We start from the raw sequence: 20997 nt of genomic DNA, 5'->3' as shown, positions 1-20997 counted from the left end.
CATGCCCCGATTGCTCGTTGTGTCCCTGAACTACAAGACCGCGGAGATGACCCTCCGGTCGGTCCGTGCCGCGCTGAAGGCGATGGAGGGGCTCGACGCCGAACTGGTGATCGTCGACAACGCCTCGGGCGATGGCTCGGCCGAGAGGATCGAGGAGGCGCTTGCGCAAGGGCCCTGGGCGCAGGCCGCGCCGGTTCGCCTGATCCGGTCCACGACGAATGGCGGTTTCGGCGCCGGGAACAACATCGGGATCCGTGCGGGCCTGTCCGATGGCAGCGCGCCGGATTATGTCTACCTTCTGAATTCCGACGCGTTTCCCGCGCCCGACGCCATCGCGCGTTTGCTGGATCATCTCGAAGCCCATCCCGAAGCCGGGTTCGCCGGCAGCTATATCCATGGCGAGGAGGGTGATGCCCATGTGACGGCCTTTCGCTTCCCCTCCGTCTGGTCGGAGCTGGAAGGGTCGGTCCGCTTCGGACCCGTAAGCCGCGTTCTGGGTCACAGATCGGTTCCCATCGGCGTGCCAGAGCAAACCAGCCGCGTGGATTGGTTGGCCGGGGCGTCCATCATGATGCGGCAATCGGTGCTCGATCAGATTGGCCTGTTTGACGAGACCTTCTTCTTGTATTTCGAGGAAACGGACCTCTGCCTGCGCGCCGCCCGTGCCGGGCATGAAACCCATTACGTGCGCGACAGTGAAGTGGCGCATATCGGTTCGGTGTCCACGGGCATGAAGAAATGGGCGCGCATTCCCTCCTTCTGGCTCGACAGCCGCTGGCATTATTTTTCCAAGAACCATGGGCGCGCTTACGCGGCACTGGCCACCGTGATGCACGCCGTTGGTGGTGGGCTGTGGCGCATGCGTGTGCTTGTTCAACGCAAAACACCCGCAGATCCGCCGCATTTTCTGCGTGATCTGCTTGTACATGATGGCAAAGCGTTGCTGCGCCCCTTGCCCGGAGTGCGCCAGATGGCGGTTCCGAAGCGGACGCCCGATACGCAAGAGGTAAGAGTGGAGTAAGGTCATGGCCCTGTTTTCCTGCGTTGCGATAGGCAATGAATCCCTTCTCGTTCAATGCTGCGAGGCCGCGCTGGCGCGGGGAAACAGGCTCGATGCGGTTGTGACGCATAACGCCGATATCGCCGATTGGGCGCAGGCGCGGGGTATCCGGGTGGAGCAGCCCGGCGCGGATCTTGCGGCGCGGCTCTCTGATCTGACCTTCGACTGGCTGCTGTCGATCGCGAATCTAACCATCATTCGCGAGGACGTTCTTGCTCTGCCCGCACGCGGCGCCATCAACTTCCATGATGGGCCCTTGCCGCGCCATGCCGGACTGAACGCGCCGATCTGGGCCATGATCGAAGGCGAGACAACACATGGCATCAGCTGGCACCTGATCGAAGGTGGCGTCGATGAGGGCGATATTCTTGTAACGCAAGCCTTTGATATTACGGAAAACGACACGGCGCTGACCCTGAATGCCAAGGCCTACAGCGCGGCCATCGACAGTTTTGACCGGCTGTTGGACCAGCTCGAGTCGGGGGTGCTGTCCCGCACGAAACAAGACCTGAGCGACCGCAGCTATCACGCGCGGACAGATCGCCCCTCGGGGCATGGGATGCTCGATTTCAGACAGCCTGCCGACGCTCTTGCGCGGCTTGTGCGCGCGCTGGACCACGGACCCTATTGGAACCCTCTCGCGATTGCAAAATTCCGAAGCGGTGGCCGGGTTTTCCTCGTCGGACAGGCGGAACAGGTTTCCGGCGATGCTGCGCCGGGCACAATCCTCGGTGTCGATGGCGACAGCCTGACCGTGGCCTGTGGTGACGGGGCGTTGCGGCTATCCGCGCTGCGCGCCAGCGACGGCACGGCGCTTGATCCGGCGGATCTCGGCGGCGTTGAGGCATCGCTCGATGTGACCGATGACGCGGAAATCGAAACCGTGACGAGGCAAAAGGCCGCCATCGCGGCGCATATCGGGTTCTGGCGCAAACGCCTCAAACAGGTTCACCCCGCGCAGCTCGCGATTGCAGCACCCGGGCGCAGCATGGGCGCGCTGCAGACCGTCCCTGTGCCCAGGCCGGTCAGCGTCGGTGAAGCGGCCGTCTGGGCGCTGGACCTGATTGGTGCGGATGGGGGAGACCTCTGCTGGCGCGACCGCGCGCTTGCGGACCTGTCGCAGAGCGGCTGCATCACGCCTTGGGTGCCGATTGCAGTCGAGCCTGTGCAGATGCTGTCCGATATGCAGGCCATGCTTGAAGAGCGCACCGGTGAGGCCGCCGCGCGCAAGGGCTTTGCCATCGATCTGCCATTTCGCGACCCGGAACTCGCTGGTCTGACCCAACCCGAATTGGGCGTCTCGGATGGCGCGGGGCCGGTTCCGGGTTGCGCGTTGACGCTTGAGGTCGGGGCGGAGCCGGTGCTGCATTTCGACAGCGCACGGATTTCGGACGCCATGGCGCGGGCCTTGGTCGCGCGCCTTGAGGCGATTGTGGCGGCGGCGCGACCGAACGCGGCGCTTGCGGACTTGCCGCGCATGGGCGCACAAGAGCGGCACGACGTGCTCGAAAAGTGGAACGATACCGCCCTCGACGTCGACAAGTCGTTGACTATGCATGCCGCCTTCGAGGCGCAGGTTGACCGCACACCGGATGCCAGCGCGCTGGTTTTCGAGGATGCGCGCCTGAGCTATGCCGAACTGGACGCCAAGGCCAACGCGGTTGCGCATGTGCTGCGCGAAACGGGTGTGGGGCCGGGCATGGTTGTGGGCTTGTGCTGCAGCCGGTCCTTCGATCTGGTCGCGGGCGCGCTCGGGATCCTCAAGGCTGGCGGGGCGTATCTCCCGATGGATCCGGCCTATCCTGCGGACCGGCTTGAGCATTTCGTCAAGGACAGCAAGGCCACCGTGATCCTGACCCATGGTGCGGCCCGGTCAAGCGTGCCGGAAACCACGGCCGATACCATTTTGATAGACAGTGATCCGCGCATCGTGGCCGCTCCGCGGGAACGGCTCGATCACACGGCCTCACCCGAGGATCTTGCATATCTGATCTATACCTCCGGCAGCACCGGAAAACCGAAGGGCGTGATGGTCGAACATCGCAACGCCATCAATTTCTTCGCCGGGATGGATGCCCATATTCCGCATCAGGCTGGCGATACCTGGCTGGCGGTGACCTCGCTCAGCTTTGATATTTCCGTGCTCGAACTGTTCTGGACCACGGCACGCGGGTTCACCGTTGTGCTCGCATCCGACGAAGACCGCGCCATGATCTCCAACGGCCCGCTGCCGAAGGGCGGCACGGGCATGGCGTTTTCGATCTATTACTGGGGCAATGACGACGGGGTCGGGCGCGACAAGTATCGCCTCCTGCTCGAGGGTGCAAAATTCGCCGATGACAATGGTTTTGTCGCGGTCTGGACGCCGGAACGGCATTTCCATGCTTTCGGCGGGCCCTATCCCAACCCGTCGGTGACCGGCGCGGCGGTTGCCGGTGTCACGCGGAATATTGGCGTGCGTGGCGGTTCCGTTGTCGCCCCTCTCCACCATCCGGCACGGATCGCCGAGGAATGGGCCGTGATCGACAACCTGACCAACGGGCGCGCCGGCATGGCGATTGCCTCCGGATGGCAGCCGGATGATTTTGTGCTCCGGCCAGAAAATACGCCACCGGCCAACAAGCCCGCGATGATCGAGGCCATCACGACCGTGCGCAAGCTCTGGCGCGGCGAGCCCGTTGCGTTCCCCAAGCAGGACGGTTCCCTGCACGAGGTGATCACCCAGCCGCGACCGGTGTCGAAGGACCTGCCGGTTTGGGTCACGACCGCTGGCAATCCGGAAACATGGAAGGAAGCCGGTCGCCTTGGCTGCAATGTGCTGACGCATCTGCTTGGCCAGTCCATCGACGAGGTGGCCGAAAAGATCACGCTTTATCACGCCGCCTTGCGCGAAGCAGGGCACGACCCGCAGGATTTTGACGTGACGCTCATGTTGCACACCTGCCTTGCAGATACCCGCGAGCAGGCACGCGAAATCGCCCGCGAACCGATGAAGGATTACCTGCGCTCTGCGGCCGGGTTGATCAAGCAATACGCTTGGGCGTTTCCCGCGTTCAAGCGCCCCAAGGGCGTGAGCACGCCCTTTGAACTGGATCTCGGATCGCTGACCGAAGACGAACTGGACGGCATTCTCGATTTCGCGTTCGAGCGTTATTTCAATGACAGTGGCCTGTTCGGAACCATCGAGGATGCCGAGGCGCGCACCGCAGACCTGCATGCCATCGGCGTCACCGAAATCGCCTGCCTGATCGATTACGGCATCGCCGCGGATCAGGTTCTCGAAGGGCTCAAGCCCCTCGCGCAGGTCGTCGCCTCAAGCGCCGGTCCCGTCGCGCTGGAGCCGGACGATTTCTCGATCGCGGCACAGATTCTGCGCCATGAGGTGACGCATCTGCAATGCACGCCATCCATGGCACGCATGTTCGCCATGAACGACGAAGCCCGCGAAGCGCTTCGCCGGGTCAAGCATCTGTATCTCGGCGGCGAGCCGTTGCCCGGTGCATTGGTCGCGGAATACGCCACCATCACCAATGCCACGGTGACCAACATGTATGGGCCGACAGAGACGACCATCTGGTCTTCGGTCGCAGCGGCAACCGCAGGTGCGGGCACTGTTGATCTTGGCCTGCCGATTGCCAATACGCAGCTTTACGTGCTCGACGCGGCGGGCGCGCCGGTGCCGCTGGGCGTCGAGGGGGAACTCTGGATCGGCGGCGACGGTGTCACGCGCGGTTATTGGAACCGGTCCGAACTGACCGGGGAGCGGTTCCGCGAGAATCCGTTCCACGGTGGCCGGATGTATGGGACTGGCGATCTTGTGCGGCGGCGGGAAGATGGACGGATCGACTTTGTTGGCCGCGTCGACCACCAGGTCAAGCTGCGCGGGTTCCGGATTGAACTGGGCGAGATCGAAGCCGCACTCGAAGCGCAGCCTTCCGTCGGGCAAGCCGTTGTGCTTGCACGCGAGGATGCACCGGGCGATGTGCGCCTCGTTGGCTACGTGACGGGGAGCGGGATTGACGAAGGCGCGCTCAAGGCGTCGTTGTCCGAGCAACTGCCGTCATTCATGGTGCCGGTGCGCATCGTCCAACTTGAAGCGTTGCCGCTGACCCCGAACAAGAAGGTGGACCGCAAGGCCCTGCCCGTGCCGGATGCGATGCGCGCCCCGATACCGCCACGGGTATCCGGTGCGCCGCCGACCAGCGCGGCGGAAGCCGACAAAACCAATCCCGCAACAACCGCGCCGCAACCCCGGCATGCGGACCAGAACCCAGAGGCGGAGAGCATCGATATTGCCGCCATCGAGGTTGATATCGCGGCGATCTGGTCCGAGATCCTCGGGCGTGACGGCATTTCCGCGCAGGACAGTTTCTTCGATCTCGGCGGGCACTCTCTCCTGGCGGTTCAGGCGCATCGCGCCATTCGTGAGCGGATGGGCGCCAAGACCCTGTCCATCACGGATATATTCCGCTTCCCCGTTCTGACCGATCTTGCGACGCAGATCGCCGCCAAGGTGACAAAGCGCGCGGCCCCTGTCGCCACGGCGGACTCGGCCCGCGCGCCTGTTCCCGCGCCCGCGCGGGAGCCGGTGGCGCCGACCCCGGCGGTTGCTGCACCAACGCCAGCCACAGGGGGGGTGACGGTTGTTGAATCGGCGCCGATCCTGTCGAATGAAAGGGCCAAGGCGCGCAGTGATGCCATGGCACGTCGCCGCGAAATGCGGGCACGCAGACGCGCGTGACGCCAGACTCCTGTGCCGCCGCGATCGACCGCCTGTCCCGGGATGGATTGTTCTGGGGGATGGCGGAGATCGGCCCCGACTATGGGCTTGTTGAACCGGAAGACCGATTTGTTGCGCGTGCGATCCCTGCGCGCCGGGCGGAGTTTTCCGCAGGTCGGCACGCCGCGCGCCGCGCCCTTGCCGCCTTGGAACGCGGGTATGACGCAATTCCGGCCGGGCCTGATCGGGCGCCGGTCTGGCCGGAAGGCATCTGCGGATCGATCACGCATTCAGGCATTTGGGCGATTGCGTGCATCGGAAGCAGCGTTCGTTGGCGTGGCATCGGCATTGATCTTGAACCGGCCGACCCGCTCGATGGCGACCTGATCGACGAGGTCGCGCAGCCGCACGAATTGGGCGGCTCTCCGGACCGGGCCCGCGCTGCACGCTGTGTTTTCAGCGCCAAGGAAGCGGTATTCAAGGCGCAATACCCGGCAACGGGCCTCATGTTTGGCTTTGACGGGATTTCTGTTGACCTTTCGGCGGGTGAGGCACGTTATACGGAGGCCGTGGGTATGAACCTGTTTCCACCGGGTTGGAAGAACAATCGGTTCAGCCTTTGCCAAGCGGTGCGTGACGACCTGATCCTTTCGCTTTGCGCCGTTCCTACATGAAATCCGCTAATTTTATGAAAATGCGGCGAAAATATGTCCAGAATCCCGTGTTTGGAGACGCAGTGTTTCCATTAAATGCGGTGTTACTCGTGGCAAAATCTGGGCGAATGGCCTAAATTGCGACATGAAGATGGCAAGTTTGGAGCGGTCGCATCCCATTCCGCGGGAACCGGATGCACACTGGACTTCAGGCGCGGCACTTCCGAACGCATTGGGGGCCACTTTGCGGGAGCATTGACATGAACCAGTTTCAATCCATCGGCGAGGTGCTGTCGGCATTGCGTCGCCGGATATGGGTGATCTTGCTTGTCACGGCCATTGGGTGCTGCATCTCGCTTTACGTGGCGCTGAATAGCGTCAAGGTCTACGAGGCCACGGCTGTTGTCCAGATCGAGGATGCCAGCGTGCCAGACCAACTCGCCGGGGCCATGGCGACGGGCAGCGATTCTGCGCGTCGGGTCCGGTTGATCGAACAGCGCTTGATGTCGCGCGATAATCTCGTGAAGATCATGGAAAAGCACGATCTTTTTCGGGAAAATCCGGCATGGACCATCAATGAACGGGTGTTCCAGATGCGACAGGCTGCCCGGATCGAGGAGATCGTAAGTCCCACTCCAACCTTCACCGCGGCGGGCAATGTGCCTTCCGGGCTGCGCATCATGGTGCAGTTGTCCGATCCGCAAAAGGCAGCCGATCTTGCCAATGAACTGATGGCGTCAGTGATCGCGCAATCGCGCAACCGAAGCGTGTCTCGTGTCGAAGGCACTTTGGAGTTCTTCGAGACGGAAGAACGGCGCGTCGGAGAGCAGATTTCTGCATTGGAAGCCGACATTGCGGAGTTCAAGCGCCAGAATGCCGATCAACTCCCGGCAGGGGTGAGCGATCTGAGAGCCCAACTCAGCGACCTTCGGGATGCGGAGCTCGAAATTGACCGTGAAATCGTGTCACTGCGGGCGGATGCCCAGCGGTTGCGGGAAGATGTGCTGGCCCGGCAGGTTGCGCTCTTGAGCGAACAGAAGGCGCTTCTTGGTGAGCGGATCCTGCGCATCGAAGACCAGATTGAGGGGGCGCCGGAGGTTGAGCGCGCCTTGAGCGCCTTGGAGCGGCAGCAGACGCAGCTGCAGGAGCAATATACGGTGATCACGCGCCGAAAGGCCGAGGCGCAGATGGGCCAAATCCTGGAGGATCGGCAACAGACAGACCGGTTTGAAATTCTGGAAACCGCTCTGGTTCCCGAGGCGCCGATCTCGCGCAGCCGCAAACGCACCGCCATCATGGGCGGTGTCGCAAGTGTCATGGCCGGGATCGCGGTCGCGTTTGTGATCGAACTGATGAACCCGGCGCTGCGCTCTGCTGCACAGGTTGAGCGCGCACTGGGCCTGCAGCCTGTGGTGTCCATTCCGGCAATCAAGCGAAAGCGACGCATTGGTGGTCGGGGGCTCGGGATTGGCGTAGCTCTGATTGCCGGGCTGGCAGCTGGTCTCTGGGGGGTGCTTCAGTTGGCCGGAGAAAAAAGCGCGTTGGGAGACCTGTTGGCGCGGTGGCTTCCGAGGTCTGGTGAGGCCAACTGAGCCTCGATGGGCACGCGCAGAGCGTGCCTTCGGATTGCGTGGCAGCATCGCGTCAACCGCGTCAAAGGCCTGTGGTCAGTAACTGTAGCGCCGCAGCTGCGTTTGCTCAGCCTTGTTCAAGACCGTGCCAAGCAAAGGGGTTGATTTCCCCAAACGCCGCTCGACCTCGCGCACCTCTTTTTCCGTGGTGATCCCGCCGCCAATCACAAGGAGCACCCCGTCAAAATTCGGACGGAAGGCGATCACGTCGTCGTAATACAGTGCCGGGGGGAGATCGAAGAGCACAACATCCGGTTCATAGAGTTTCTCGATTCGGTCGAGAGACGTCGTTGTCCGCGGGTCTTGAAGCAGCTCGGACGCGTAGGGTTCGACAACGCTGTTGAAGCCGAAACCAATGTTGTGGCCAGCGTGAAAGCTGTTCTTGCCAAGACGCAAAAGCTGATCTTGTGGGGAGACCGTGCCACGCAGAAGGTCGCCCATGGGTGAGGGCGCGCGCACACCCATCAACCGGTGCAGGTTTGGCCGCCGCATGTCGCAATCCAGCAGAAGCGTACGACAGTTTTCCTGCCTGGAGAGGCTGATCGCGAGATTGGCCGCGGTGAATGTCTTGCCGCAATCCTTGCTTGGCGAGGTTATTGCCACGCGGCGCCAGCCATTGTCTTTCAGCGCTTGGAGCAGGCGCGTTCGAAGAACATCGAAGGCGGTATGCGCGGGATCGTCTCGGCTGGCGGTGATGATCTTGTTCTTTTCCAGATGCTTCAGATCAACAGAAAAGGTCGGCAGCATCTCCCATGCAGCATCCGGATCCGTCGTCGCTTTTCGCTGGGCCACGGGATTGGTCGGGAGGATCGGGTTCGTCAGTGCCAACGGCACGCGCTGACGCTCGGCCTCCTCGGCGCGCTGACGCTCGGCCTCCTCGGCGCGCTGACGCTCGACCTCCTCGGCGCGCTGGCGCGCGGCCTCCTCGGCGCGCTGACGCTCGGCCTCCTCGGCGCGCTGCCGCTCGGCCTCCTCGGCGCGCTGACGCTCGACCTCCTCGGCGCGCTTGCGCTCGGCCTCCTCGGCGCGCTGACGCTCGACCTCCTCGGCGCGCTGGCGCGCGGCCTCCTCGGCGCGCTGACGCGCGGCCTCCTCGGCGCGCTGCCGCTCGGCCTCCTCGGCGCGCTGCCGCTCGGCCTCCTCGGCGCGCTGGCGCGCGGCCTCCTCGGCGCGCTGGCGCGCGGCCTCCTCGGCGCGCTGCCGCTCGGCCTCCTCGGCGCGCTGGCGCGCGGCCTCCTCGGCGCGCTGGCGCTCGACCTCCCCGGCGCGCTGACGCGCGGCCTCCTCGGCGCGCTTGCGCTCGACCTCCTCGGCGCGCTGGCGCGCGGCTTCCTCGGCGCGCTGACGCTCGGCCTCTTCGGCCTTTTGTGTGGTGGTTTGCGAAACGCTGATGTAGCGACGCTTGAAGCGACGGATCTCACTCATGCTGCGATCGCTTTCCCGGCGCAGGCACAACACCGTCACCGCGGTCATGGACTGACCCCGACAGTGTGTGTTGTGATGCGGCGCTCTGCATGGGCTCGCTCATCTCCTGTGGCAAGACGGTTGTCTGTTTACCGCCTTTGAACCAAGCTTTGTTTAACTCCCAAAATCAGGCGACATTACGTCCGATTTGAGAGGAATTGTTTCCATTTCAAGGCGCGTCGTTTTCAGAAACCGAAGAGGTCGGCTTGCGTTATGGCCTTTTCAAGAAAGGCATCCCGATTGCCTTCCGGCGCCCAGCCAAGGTCCGCTTTCGGGCGATCGTTGATGAACGGGGAGAAATGCGCCCGGCTCTTCCAATCGGCGAGCGACGCCCGGATGGCGCCCTTACGCCCCAATGCGTAGCGTTTCAGCCCCCATTTCACGACATCGGCGGCATAAAACGCGTGCAGATTGCCCGGTGACACGTGGATCCTTGCGCCGAGCCTGTCATGGATCGCGTCAAAGTAGTTTCTGGCGGACAGCATACGATCACCCACAAGATTGTAGCTTTGTCCCGTGACGGGTGAATCGATCATCCGCACAAGCCCGTCCGCCACGTCGTCATTGAGCACAAAGGGCAGGATATTTCGCCCATGGCCCCAGATCTTCACGGCACCGGCGCCGTGCCAGCGACCGATACCCCAGTGTTGCAGCGGCCCGCCATGCCCGACCACGATCCCTGGCCGTGCGATGACAACCGGCAGCCCCATTTCGCGATGCATGGCCATCAGGCGCTTTTCGCATTCCGCCTTGGACCGGGCATAAAGGTTGCGGTCGCTCATATCGGCCGCGAACCCGGTGTCCTCGGTGATTTTCCGGGTCGGGTCGGACATGTCGTAGGAGGCGATCGTGCCGGTATATATCAAGCGGTTGACCCCGGCGGCCATGCTCGCTTCCGCGATCCGGACGGCGACGCCCACATCGTTGCGCAGCGCATCTTCCCACGTGGTTTCCAAAGCCTTTGCGAGATTGAAGACCACGTCCATGCCGTGCATCGCCTCGGTCAATGCGTCCTTGTCATGCAGGGAGACCGGGACGGTTTCCACCTGGTCGGGTAAATCAGGGAACGGGCCGGATCGGCCGCGTGACAGCACGCGCACATCGCGGCCGTCGGCCACGAGCCGTCGCGTCAGGGCCCGGCCAATAAAGCCCGTGCCGCCGATCACCATGGCTGTCGGTTTGGGTTTGCGGGTCTGGACGGCCGGTGCGGCGACGTGCCGGGCAGCGCTTGGCAGGGCATCGATCGCCGCGTCAATCGCCGTCATCACGGCGACGGCGCTGTCGGCGGCAAACCGGGGGTCGGGGGCCGTGTCTCGCCGGATCGGACCATAGACCGCGCCCATCATGCCGCGAAAACTCTGACCGTAGGGATTGCGCGTGTTGAGAGAGCGCAACTGCGTCCAGGCGTTCGAAAGACCTTCCCGCCGGTGTTGCCGGGCGAGGTCGAGCTGCCGTCGCAGGGGATTGAGGACAAGATCGGAGGCATTGTCCCGCTCCACCGAGAGTGTGTCATTGGCGTAGTCAAGCCGCGCACGAGCTGAGGAGCCACGCAGGGTTACGGAGCGGTCATCGATGACTTCGACCATGGAAAGCGAGAACGTGACATCGACATGCCCGGCACGCGCGAGGATCCGGAAGCCCTGAGGCCGCATGTCTTGCCCAGGCAGCGCAATGGGTTTGAGCGCTTCGGCAAACCGGATTTCCAGCAGTCCGAACAGATCCTGGGCGAAAGCGAACAGATGGGGCGCCAGTTCGAGCAGAAGGTTTTCGGGGCGGCGCAGAAGCCACAGGTTGTATGGGCCGGATCGCAATGGCGCGAGCGGCAGGGCCCACGTGATTTCGGCCGTTGAGATGCGCCCGTATTCGCCCTTGTAAAGTGCGGCCTTCATCCGTTCATAAGCGGGCAAGCCCAGAAAATTGTGACCCGCGGCAAAGCGCTTGCAGCTCCGCCTGGCCGCATCTGCAATTGCCTCGGTCGCCTTGGCCGACGTGGCGACGGGCTTTTCCACGAGCACATGCAGCCCGGCTTCGAGGCATTGCACCGCGAGCGTTTCGTGATGGTCGGGCGGTGTCAGGACATGCACGGCATCGCAGGTATCGGCCGCGATCAGCGCATCCACCGAGGTGAAGACCTGCGCGCCATGCGCCTCCGCAAGCCCGCGCGCGGCGGTTTCCGAAAGATCGCAGACCGCGCTCACCTGAACGCCATCGGTGGCGGCAAGCGCATCGGCATGCCAGCTTGCTATATATCCGGCTCCGATCAGGCCGACGCGAATGAGGTTTGCCATGAAGGGCCCTCTTACTTGTACTCGATGATACGCATCGGCCCACCGGACAGACGGCGCATGTGAAACCGGGCAAAGCCCAGCATATTGGGCAGCTTTGACAAGGTCAGCAGACGTGCATGGCGCCATGCTTCACCGGCGTTCAGGCCTTCCGCGATCAATCCTTTGGCGGTCCGCGTGTAATTGAGGCCATAGACGAAGAGGACCAAACCGCTCAGCGGCAGGGCAAAGACAAGACCGAGGCCAAAGGCCACCGGAAGCGCAAGACCATAGAACAGAACCCGTTTGCGTTCTGTTACGAAATAGTCGGGATGCAGATGCCCCACCTGGGCAAAGCCATGACCGGTGCGCACCGCCCGCGACCACCATTGCCCGAAGCGCAGCATGGCCGCGTCGTGGCGGGTCATCTTCACAGGGATCCGCTCAAGCGCCCAGCCGGCCTTGCGCAATCGGGTGCAGACCTCGTCGTCTTCTGCGGCGATCACCTGCGGGTTCATCCCCCCCACCGCGCGCCATGCCTCGGCGCGCACCATCATGTCACCGCCGCACGCGTCGATAAGTCCCGCCGGTCGGTGCCATTCCCAATCGCAGAGCTGGTTGTAAAGCGAGGCATCGCGATGGATCTCCGATCGCCATCCCGTGACAAGCGCCAGGGTTGGATCCTCTTGCAGCCGATCCCGTGCGGCTTCGGCGAAGCCGGGTTCGAGCGTGCAATCCCCGTCGATAAACAGCACGAATTGCGGATCCCGCAGCGCGTCAAATCCGGCATTGCGGGCTCGCGCGGCAGAAAAAGGCTGTCTCATGTCGAGCGGCACCACGGTCGCGCCGACATCCTGCGCCGCTGCAACGCTGTCATCGGTCGAGCCCGAATCCACATACACGATCTGGCGTGCCACGCCCGTCACGGACACCAGCGCCGCCTTGAGACGGTCGCCTTCATTGCGACCGATCAGAACCACATCGACCGGGGTCATCGGCGCGGCTCCGGACGTTTTGGCACGGTGGGCGCGCCGTCTTGATATTGCTCGAAGAGCATCGAAAGCCGCGCGGCCTCGGTCTGGATCGCGAAGGCCTCACGCACCCTTGCCTGCCCGGCGGCCCCCATAAGGCGCCGCAGATGAGGATCGGCCAATAGCCGCTGCATCGCCGCCGCAAGCGCCGCGCTGTCACCGGGAGGCACAAGAACGCCGCTTTGGTCCTGTTCCACCAGTTCGGCCACGCCGGCGATGCGCGTACAGACCACGGGCACACCGGAGGCAAGCGCTTCCATCAAGACCACGGGGACGCCTTCTGCGAAACTCGGCAGGACAAACACATCGGCTTCGGCCAGAAGCTCAGCCACCTCCGATTGCGAGCGATAGCCCAGAAAGGAAACCCTGTCCGCCAGCCCCAGACGGGCGCACTCGGCCTCAAGCGCGGCGCGGTCCGGACCGTCCCCCACAAGGCTCACGCGCAGCCCGGGCATGTCGAGGGCATGCAGCGCCTCCAGCAGCACCGGCAAGCCTTTGACCCCCGCAAGCCGCCCGACAAAGACCACATGCTGTCCGGTATGCGGGGCGGTGGCGTAGCGCATCGGATCCACGCCGCAATGCACGATGTGCAATCGGCGCCAGTCGTCCTGATCGGCAAAACACATCAGCTGCGACCGGCAAAATTCAGAAATACAGGCCACGAACCGCGCCCGACGGGTTTTCTCGTCAATGCGCCAATGATGCGGTTCAAAGAAAATATCCGGCCCGTGGATCGTGAAACTGTAGGGGATTCCCGACAGCGCAGAGGCCAGCATGGCCACGGTGCAGGAGGATTTTGCGATATGGTTGTGCAGATGTGTGACGCCGTGCTCTTGCAAATGCGCGGCGAGGATGCCGGCTTCCGCGAAATAAATCAGGTTGTAGAGCCGTCCCATCACGCCTTTGGACGCGGTTTTCCAAGCAAGGCGCAGAGCGGAAGCATAGCGTGCGGGATTGCGCAGCCAGCGCAGATGCGCGCCAAGCAAGGCCAGAGGGCGTTTGGCCGCATCGAGCACCTTGAAGGTGCGGGCGTGCTCTTCGCGTTGCTCCGGACCAACGAGATGCTCCGGGCCCGTGGTGCGGATGGAGCAGGTCAGCACGTCGTGACCCATGGCGCGCAGCGCGGCGACTTCCCTCTGGATGAAGGTGTCCGACGCGCGCGGGTATTCGCCAGTCAGGTAGGCAAGCTTCGGAAGGCTCATCCCGCGTCCTCGATACTGCGTTTCAGCATGGCTTCGAACGGCGCGCGATCCCTGCCGCCGAGCCGGTCCCGTAGCCGGGCGTTGGAGAAGGTCACGGGCATCATGCGGGCGCGCAGGGCGTCTTCGCGCAACAGGCCCGGCATCGATGAGCGCAGAGGGGCAGCAAGGCGCGCGGCGCCAAGCCACAGGGCATAGGGTATCGGAAGCCGCAGGCGCGGCCATCCGCTCGCGGCACGGTGAACACCGGCATAGCGTGCGCGGGTCGGCAGATCGTCATCGAGGACATTCACCGCTTCGACGCCCTCCGGATCGCGGGCCGCAGCGGCCAGCAGCGCATCGGCGAGATGATCCACATGGACCATCGGTAAAGCCCCGTCCGAGGCGACCTCCACGAAGAGTTTGCCAAGCCACAGCCCCATGAGCGCGTGCCAAGTGCGCCCCGGCCCATAGACTGCCCCGGCCCGCATCAGCCAGGCGGGCCGGTTTCGCGCGGCCACGAGCCGCTCCTGTTCGAACTTGCCCGCGCTGTAGGCGTCGCGGGGCGCTGCGGGATCCACAAGCGGGCATCGCTCCGTCACCTCGGACCCGCGATCGAGTTGCATCATGTCGTAAACCGCGATGGAACTCACCAGAACCAGCCGCGCAGAACCCGGTTGCATGGCGTCGAGCAGATGGCTGGTCGCGCGGATCGTGTCGCGGGCGATCGCCTCCTTGTCACCGCCAAGATGGGCTGCGGCGTGGATCACGGCGTCACACTCCGCGATGAGCGGGCGCAGGGCGTCAACGCTTGCAGGATCGTTCAGGTCGAGCTGCGCCGCCGTGATGCCGGGATCGTCGGACCAGCCCTCGGGGCGGTGCCTGCGGTAAAGCGCCGTAACGGCGATGCCATCCGATCGGGCGCGCCGCAGCGCGGCAGAGCCGACAAACCCGTTGGCGCCGGTGATCAGGATTCGTTTCAACGCGCCCATGGCATCGGCTCCATCGCATCGCATCGCGTGGTCATCCTTTGCGCGCCGCCGGTCTCGCCGGCATTCTGCATCGCAAGAGTGACCTCGGTCATGTGCAGGGCAAAGTCGTTGCCCAACCGGCTTGGTCGTCCGGCGCGGATCGCGTCGAGCACTTCGGCCGGGCCAAGCATGAAATTCATCGCGGCCGCCCCCCAGCGTTTGACCTTGGGGTGGGTCGGGCCGCTGAGGCGTATCCGGCGGGGCAGGGGCGACTCCAGGAGGCGCCGCCGGATCGTCATGCGCCGCGCGAAGCGCACCTTGGCCGCATTGTCCCAAGCGGCATCACAGCGCAAGACCCCCTTGTCGCCGATCACACGAATGGAGTGGTCATGCGGCGCGACGATGGAACAGGTCAGACGGGTTGTCGGCCCATGCTCGAAAAACAGCGTCGCAACCGCGAGGTCTGGTGCATAGGGGCCGCCCGTGCCCTTGTCGGGGATCGTTTCGGCGGATGCCGCGACCACGGTGCGCACAGCGCCGAACCAGCTGATCAGCCAGCCGAGGTAATAGCCGGCGTGCTCCAGCGTGCAGCCGACGCGGAATTCATCCTCCGCGGGCCAGGCTGCGCCGGATTCGGAGATCCACTTGTCATAGGCGGCTTGCGGAACAAAACCGTCATCGAGCTCGGCATAGATCGCACGCGGCGCACCGGCGACTCCGGAGCGGATCGCATGGCCCATTGTCTGCGCGGCCTCGCCGAGCGCCGAACAGGGCGCGGAGGCAAGTATCAGTCCTTCTTGTGCGGCCATCTGGTGGAGTGTCTTGGCTTCCGTCACCGTCATCGCCAGAGGTTTTTCGGAATACACATGCCGTCCCGCCAAAAGGCACAGGCGCGTGGTTTCGAAATGCGACGACGGGTTGGTGAGGTTGAGGACAAGCGCGTCCTCTTCGACAAGCGCGTCAAAGGACGCTTTGGCCGGAACACCCCAATGCGCGCAGAAGGCGGCCAGACGCGCGGGGTTGATGTCCCAGACCCCGGCAACCTCGATCCCGTCCATCGCTTGCAGCGACCGCATGTAAAGATCGGCGACAAAGCCGCATCCGAGCAAGCAGATCCTGTTCATACCGGGCTCCGGCTTCGTGACGCGCCGCGAGTGTCGAAAAAAGCCTGTGCGACGGTCGGCATGAATGTGCCGAAACGCACGCACGATTTCCCCGACGCGATGCCGCGCTGTGGCGATTTCTGACCCATTGTCCCGCGCTCTGCGCCCATGACGGTTTTGCCCACCCGTTGTTTCCACGCGCTTCGCTATTGAGCAATGATGGCCACAAATTGACCCAAAGTAAGCAAAGCGTGGAATTATGCCAAAATCAGACAAACCCTTTCCCGTTTTGGTCCGATTGTTGCCTGATTGGCACAACATACTGATGGAAGACACGATAAGACGATCCAATGGAGAATGGACGCTTTATGGAATTTGAGATTGGTGGCCGGGTCATCAGGGTCAACCTGCCAAACTGGGCGACAATGGAGGCGCGCGTGTCGGAGCGGCTTGCGCAGCGCAAGGGCTTCGCACTTGCGACGATCAACCTCGATCATCTCGTGAAGCTGCGCAGCTCGGAAGCGTTCCGGGAAGCCTATGCTGCGCAGGATTTCGTGACGGCGGACGGCAACCCGATAATCTGGATGGCGCGCATGGCCGGACGGCCTGTGTCACTGATCCCCGGGTCTGACGCGATCCTGCCGCTGGCGCGTATCGCGGCCCGGCAGGGTGCGCCCATTGCCTTGGTCGGCTCAACCGATGACACGCTGCGCGCAGCGGCCGGGTTCCTGCAATCCGAAGTGCGCGGTCTCGAAGTGGCGTGCTGCGTTTCACCGCCGATGGGTTTCGATCCGTCCGGCGCAGAGGCGGAACGGATCCTTGCGCAAGTGGCGGCATCCGGGGCGCGCATGTGCTTTGTGGCATTGGGCGCACCCAAGCAGGAAGTCTTTGCCGCGACAGGGCGGCGGGTTACACCGGAGATCGGGTTTGTTTCCATCGGGGCGGGGTTGGACTTCTTTGCGGGCAGTCAGAAACGCGCGCCTGCATGGGTTCGGAAGTTTCAGGTCGAATGGCTGTGGCGCTTGCTCAGCAGTCCCAAGCGTTTGGCGCCGCGCTATGCGCTATGCGCAACGATCCTGCCCGGTCAGATGCTGCGCGCGGTGATGATCCGGTTTCGAACAGGGCGTGCGTAACGCGCGTGCCTCTCTCGCGGAGGGCGATTCGTGCGTTCCGTATTGTCTGACGGGGGTAAAAGCGGAAACGCGTAGGAGATTTGGGCATTTTTGTGCCGAATTGCGATGATGTCGGGCGTCCTGCCCGGGCGCATTAGACGCTGTTTTTAAGACAATTTTTAATTGAAGTCCGGATTGTTCCGGCATGGCGCGACAATCTCGAGACTATGTCAAAAAGGCGTTGATCGCTGTCGCGGTTTGGCCCAAATCTGCCCGTGTTGGTGGGGGCCAACGACCCGGAGCAGCTTTGATGCGCAACTCAGTCCAAGCCTCGACCGTTTCCCATATGGAGATCGCCGTGCCTGTGGTGCGGAGTGTGATGCTCGGTTTTGCGAACGGGTCTCTTCCGGCGGTGAGCGGTTGCGTCCATGCGCCGAGCCGGAATGCGCTGCGCGTAAAGCGGATCAAACCCGCGCTCGCGGGCAAGGCGGTCGATCTCAGCTACAAGGCGGGCAAAGCCCGGCGCGATGCGCCGCCCGTCATCGACACGCATTTGTGCCGTTTTGCGCGCAGCGCGCCTGTCATGAGGTATAACTAACTCTTTTTGCTCTGGAAATTCTCTCTCTCTCTCTCTCTATCGTTTCCAGAGTTCGTTCAGGCCGGGGGGCCGAAGACGAAGGGCCGGGGGGCCCAACCAGACCGGGGCGTGCCGCAGGGCCGCCCCGGTTTTGATTTTGGGGTATCGGTTTGCGATGCGGCAGCGCAGTGGAAATGGCTCGAACCTGCGATGCACAATCCATGCACATCTTATGCACATTCCATGTGTATCGCAGGCGCAGCATTGCTTTTCGCACGCGCAGCAACGGGCCTTTCCCTGCGTCGCCGCCTGGCCATGCGTTGGAGGTGGAAGGTGGAAGGTGGAAGGCGGAGGGCGGCCAAGGCGGAGGCTGTGGTGCCCAGTGCCAAGCCCGGTGTCATGCCCGGCGCCGATGCCCGGCGTGGGGCGCGCATTTCATCGCACGCCCTATCGCCTATGCCCGCGCTGCGCAGGTTATCGCGATTCCGACGGCGTGACCCGTGAGTCGCGCTCCGGTTTGCTTGGCACTGATGGTGTGCCCCGTGCGCTTCGCCGCCGGGGCTGCGCAGGTTATCGCGTCCGGATTGCAGTGCCGGACGTCCTGCCCCGCATGGGCTGAGCGATGCGGGGCGCAGCATTCCTTGTCACAGGCGGCAGGCGGCGCTCTGAATGCCGAGCAAATGCCCAGCCGCGCGTTGCGCGCCCGGCATCAGGCGCGTGATCGGTCGCGGGGGACAGCGCGCCTCTGCGCGGATCAGCCCGCGCCCGGCAGGCCGGTCAATGCGCGGATCATCTCCTTGGCGCTGTCGGAGGACCAATCCGCATCACCGCGGAGCCGCGCGATCTCGTCGCCCTCGGGATTCAGGATCACCGTCACCGGCAGACCCAGCACCGCCATTTCGCGCGCCAGCTTGGACCCGGGGTCGCGGTGCAGCGGCAGATTCTCCACGCCGATCTCCTCGAAGAAGGCTTGCATGGCGGGCGGCGGATTGCGCGTGGTTGCGATGGTCAGAACCTCGAACGTGTCGCCGCCGAACTCTGTCTGCAATTCCGACAGCATCGGCATTTCCTTGCGACAGGGCGCGCACCACGTGGCCCAGAAATTCAGGACAACCCATTTCCCTTCCCATTGGGCAAGGTTGATCGGCTCGCCCTCGAAGGTCGTGAAGTCGTTTGAGCCGGCCTCCTGTGGTTCTGGGTGGAAGACAAGCTTCTTCATGCTTCCATCAAGCGCGGCCTTGGCGGCCTCGATGTCGGCAGAGGCCGGGTTTGCAAGCGCAAGTGCGGCGGTATACAGAGCCGCAAGAACCAATCGTTTCATTTCCCCTCCGAAGGACCGTGCATGTCAAACCCTTCCTCGAACCAGATGTGGGGCGGCCGCTTCGCCGCCGGGCCGGACGCGATCATGGAGGCGATCAACGCCTCGATCGGGTTCGACAAGCGACTTGCGGCGCAAGACATCGCCGGGTCGAGAGCGCACGCCGCCATGCTGGCAGCGCAGGGTATCATCACAGATAGCGACGCCGAGGCGATCGGCAAAGGGCTGCTCGCAGTCTTGTCAGAAATCGAAGCCGGCGACTTCACCTTTTCGACCGCTTTGGAAGACATTCACATGAATGTGGAAGCGCGGCTCAAGGAGATGATCGGCGAACCGGCGGGGCGGCTGCACACGGGGCGGTCGCGCAACGATCAGGTTGCGCTCGATTTCCGCCTTTGGGTGCGCGACCAGTTGAACGCTGCCGAGCACGGGCTTGTGACGCTGATCCAGGCCTGCCTTGGACAGGCGGAGGCCGGGGCCGATTGGGTCATGCCCGGCTTCACGCATCTTCAGACCGCGCAGCCGGTCACATGGGGGCATCACATGATGGCCTATGTGGAGATGTTCGGGCGTGACCTGAGCCGGGTGCGCGACGCGCGCGCGCGGATGAACGAATCGCCGCTGGGCGCGGCGGCGCTGGCGGGCACGGGGTTCAACATCGACCGGCACATGACCGCGGAAGCGCTGGGCTTTGACGGACCGATGGCCAATTCGCTCGACGCGGTCTCCGCACGGGATTTTGCGCTGGAATTCCTCTCGGTCGCCTCGATCAACGCGATGCACCTGTCGCGCTTTGCCGAAGAGCTTGTCATCTGGTCTTCGGCGCAGTTCCGGTTTGTCACCTTGTCGGATCGGTTCTCCACCGGCTCGTCGATCATGCCGCAGAAGAAGAACCCCGACGCGGCGGAGCTGATCCGTGCGAAGATCGGGCGCATCTTCGGGGCCAATGTCGCGTTGATGATGGTGATGAAGGGGCTGCCTCTGGCCTATTCGAAGGACATGCAGGAAGACAAGGAACAGGTGTTCGACGCCGCAGACAACTGGCTTCTGGCGCTGGCCGCGATGGAGGGCATGGTGCGCGACATGAGCGCCAACGTACCCGCGCTCGAAGCGGCGGCCGCCTCGGGCTTTTCCACAGCGACCGATCTGGCGGACTGGCTGGTGCGGGAAACCGGGCTACCATTCCGCGACGCGCATCACGTGACCGGTGCTCTTGTCGCGCTCGCCGAGAAAACGGGGCGGGATCTTCCGGAGCTGACGCTCGAAGAGATGCAGGCAGAACATGGCGCGATCACCAGCGGTATCTTTGATGTGCTGGGCGTGCATAATTCGGTCGCCAGCCGCACGAGCTATGGCGGCACAGCCCCGGTTCGCGTGCGTGAGCAGGTGGCCCGCTGGAAGGAGATCCTTGGATGAAACGCATCATTGCCGCTCTTGCGCTTCTGAGCCTTGCCGCATGCGGCGCCGATGGAGAGCCGGAACGCCCCGAAGCGCCGCCGGGGCCGGGTATCGGCGTTACGATCACGGGCAGCGCCGAAATCGGGGTTGCACGATGAAGCTGCGCTATCTGTGGCTGCTGCTCGCGCTGTGGGGTGCGGTGCATCCGATGTATTATTTCATGTCCTACATGATGGCGAATGACTGGAGCCTCTGGGCGCTGATCGACGCATGGTATGTCAATGACAGCACGCATGGGCTGGTCTGGGATCTGACGATCGCGGCCATCACGCTGACGCTATGGATCCTGTTCGAGACGATCACGCGGCGCAACTGGCTGGCGCTTCTGGCGATCCCGGCGACCTATTGCATCGGGGTCAGCTGCGGGTTGCCGCTCTATCTCTATTTCCGGTCCCGCCCCGTGTGAGCCGGCACCGTCTGCGACCAAGGGGGCATGGCTTTGGTCTTGCCGATCTGA

At 63.6% G+C, this 20997-nt stretch carries 16 protein-coding genes; 9 read left to right on the top strand and 7 right to left on the bottom strand.

From position 1 onward, the window contains the following. Position 1 precedes the first annotated feature (1 nt). The 4 genes from J1C49_RS00920 (at position 2) to J1C49_RS00905 (ending at position 8025) form a co-directional block, all read left to right on the top strand. A complete protein-coding gene (locus J1C49_RS00920; protein ID WP_227443880.1) occupies positions 2–1021 on the top strand; it encodes a glycosyltransferase family 2 protein in 1020 nt (339 codons plus the stop codon). A 4-nt stretch (positions 1022–1025) separates the two neighbouring features. Beyond that, positions 1026–5801, top strand: a complete 4776-nt coding sequence (locus J1C49_RS00915; RefSeq protein ID WP_227443879.1) for a MupA/Atu3671 family FMN-dependent luciferase-like monooxygenase — start codon at positions 1026–1028, stop codon at positions 5799–5801. Then, a complete protein-coding gene (locus J1C49_RS00910) occupies positions 5798–6454 on the top strand; it encodes a 4'-phosphopantetheinyl transferase superfamily protein (protein WP_227443878.1) in 657 nt (218 codons plus the stop codon). Before J1C49_RS00915 ends, J1C49_RS00910 begins: the two co-directional genes overlap by 4 nt. Before the next feature lie 239 nt (positions 6455–6693). Then, complete coding sequence (locus J1C49_RS00905; protein ID WP_227443877.1) at positions 6694–8025, top strand: Wzz/FepE/Etk N-terminal domain-containing protein; 1332 nt, start codon at positions 6694–6696, stop codon at positions 8023–8025. 75 nt (positions 8026–8100) lie between these two features. Here J1C49_RS00905 and J1C49_RS00900 read toward each other — a convergent pair whose 3' ends face one another. The 6 genes from J1C49_RS00900 to J1C49_RS00875 all read right to left on the bottom strand — a co-directional run bounded on the left by J1C49_RS00900 (position 8101) and on the right by J1C49_RS00875 (position 16096). Next, complete coding sequence (locus tag J1C49_RS00900; RefSeq protein WP_227443876.1) at positions 8101–9537, bottom strand: CpsD/CapB family tyrosine-protein kinase; 1437 nt, start codon at positions 9535–9537, stop codon at positions 8101–8103. A 176-nt stretch (positions 9538–9713) separates the two neighbouring features. After that, positions 9714–11816, bottom strand: a complete 2103-nt coding sequence (locus J1C49_RS00895) for an NAD-dependent epimerase/dehydratase family protein (RefSeq protein WP_227443874.1) — start codon at positions 11814–11816, stop codon at positions 9714–9716. An 11-nt stretch (positions 11817–11827) separates the two neighbouring features. Continuing rightward, entirely contained in the window at positions 11828–12787 is a 960-nt protein-coding gene (locus J1C49_RS00890; RefSeq protein ID WP_227443873.1) for a glycosyltransferase family 2 protein, read from the bottom strand. Further along, positions 12784–14025 carry a glycosyltransferase gene (locus tag J1C49_RS00885; protein WP_227443872.1) on the bottom strand — a complete coding sequence of 414 codons (1242 nt, stop codon included), beginning with the start codon at positions 14023–14025 and terminating at the stop codon, positions 12784–12786. Before J1C49_RS00885 ends, J1C49_RS00890 begins: the two co-directional genes overlap by 4 nt. After that, complete coding sequence (locus J1C49_RS00880) at positions 14022–15017, bottom strand: NAD(P)-dependent oxidoreductase (RefSeq protein ID WP_227443871.1); 996 nt, start codon at positions 15015–15017, stop codon at positions 14022–14024. The genes J1C49_RS00885 and J1C49_RS00880 overlap by 4 nt, the downstream gene beginning before the upstream one ends. Beyond that, positions 14981–16096, bottom strand: a complete 1116-nt coding sequence (locus J1C49_RS00875; RefSeq protein WP_227443870.1) for a Gfo/Idh/MocA family protein — start codon at positions 16094–16096, stop codon at positions 14981–14983. Before J1C49_RS00875 ends, J1C49_RS00880 begins: the two co-directional genes overlap by 37 nt. A 347-nt stretch (positions 16097–16443) precedes the next feature. Here J1C49_RS00875 and J1C49_RS00870 point away from each other — a divergent pair, with 347 nt between their 5' ends. Together J1C49_RS00870 and J1C49_RS00865 are read left to right on the top strand one after the other, a co-directional pair. Further along, on the top strand, positions 16444–17208 hold the full coding sequence (locus tag J1C49_RS00870) for a WecB/TagA/CpsF family glycosyltransferase (RefSeq protein WP_227443869.1): 765 nt from the start codon (positions 16444–16446) through the stop codon (positions 17206–17208). 289 nt (positions 17209–17497) lie between these two features. Then, positions 17498–17785 (top strand): hypothetical protein, encoded by a 288-nt coding sequence (locus J1C49_RS00865; RefSeq protein WP_227443868.1) that lies wholly within the window; start codon positions 17498–17500, stop codon positions 17783–17785. A 733-nt stretch (positions 17786–18518) separates the two neighbouring features. On the opposite strand, the gene J1C49_RS00860 is transcribed toward J1C49_RS00865, so the two are convergent. After that, complete coding sequence (locus J1C49_RS00860) at positions 18519–19085, bottom strand: TlpA disulfide reductase family protein (RefSeq protein WP_227443867.1); 567 nt, start codon at positions 19083–19085, stop codon at positions 18519–18521. A 21-nt stretch (positions 19086–19106) separates the two neighbouring features. Here J1C49_RS00860 and argH point away from each other — a divergent pair, with 21 nt between their 5' ends. The 3 genes from argH to J1C49_RS00845 are packed head-to-tail and all read left to right on the top strand — an operon-like array spanning position 19107 to position 20946. Beyond that, complete coding sequence (argH, locus tag J1C49_RS00855) at positions 19107–20498, top strand: argininosuccinate lyase (protein ID WP_227443865.1); 1392 nt, start codon at positions 19107–19109, stop codon at positions 20496–20498. After that, positions 20495–20638 (top strand): argininosuccinate lyase, encoded by a 144-nt coding sequence (locus J1C49_RS00850; protein WP_227443864.1) that lies wholly within the window; start codon positions 20495–20497, stop codon positions 20636–20638. Before argH ends, J1C49_RS00850 begins: the two co-directional genes overlap by 4 nt. Continuing rightward, entirely contained in the window at positions 20635–20946 is a 312-nt protein-coding gene (locus J1C49_RS00845) for a DUF2834 domain-containing protein (RefSeq protein WP_227443863.1), read from the top strand. The genes J1C49_RS00850 and J1C49_RS00845 overlap by 4 nt, the downstream gene beginning before the upstream one ends. The last annotated feature ends 51 nt before the right edge of the window (positions 20947–20997 follow it).

The sequence above is a fragment of the Cognatishimia sp. F0-27 genome (genome assembly GCF_020667845.1).
Classification (GTDB): Bacteria; Pseudomonadota; Alphaproteobacteria; order Rhodobacterales; family Rhodobacteraceae; genus JAFMPQ01.
This window is presented reverse-complemented; position numbering and strand designations above follow the sequence as displayed.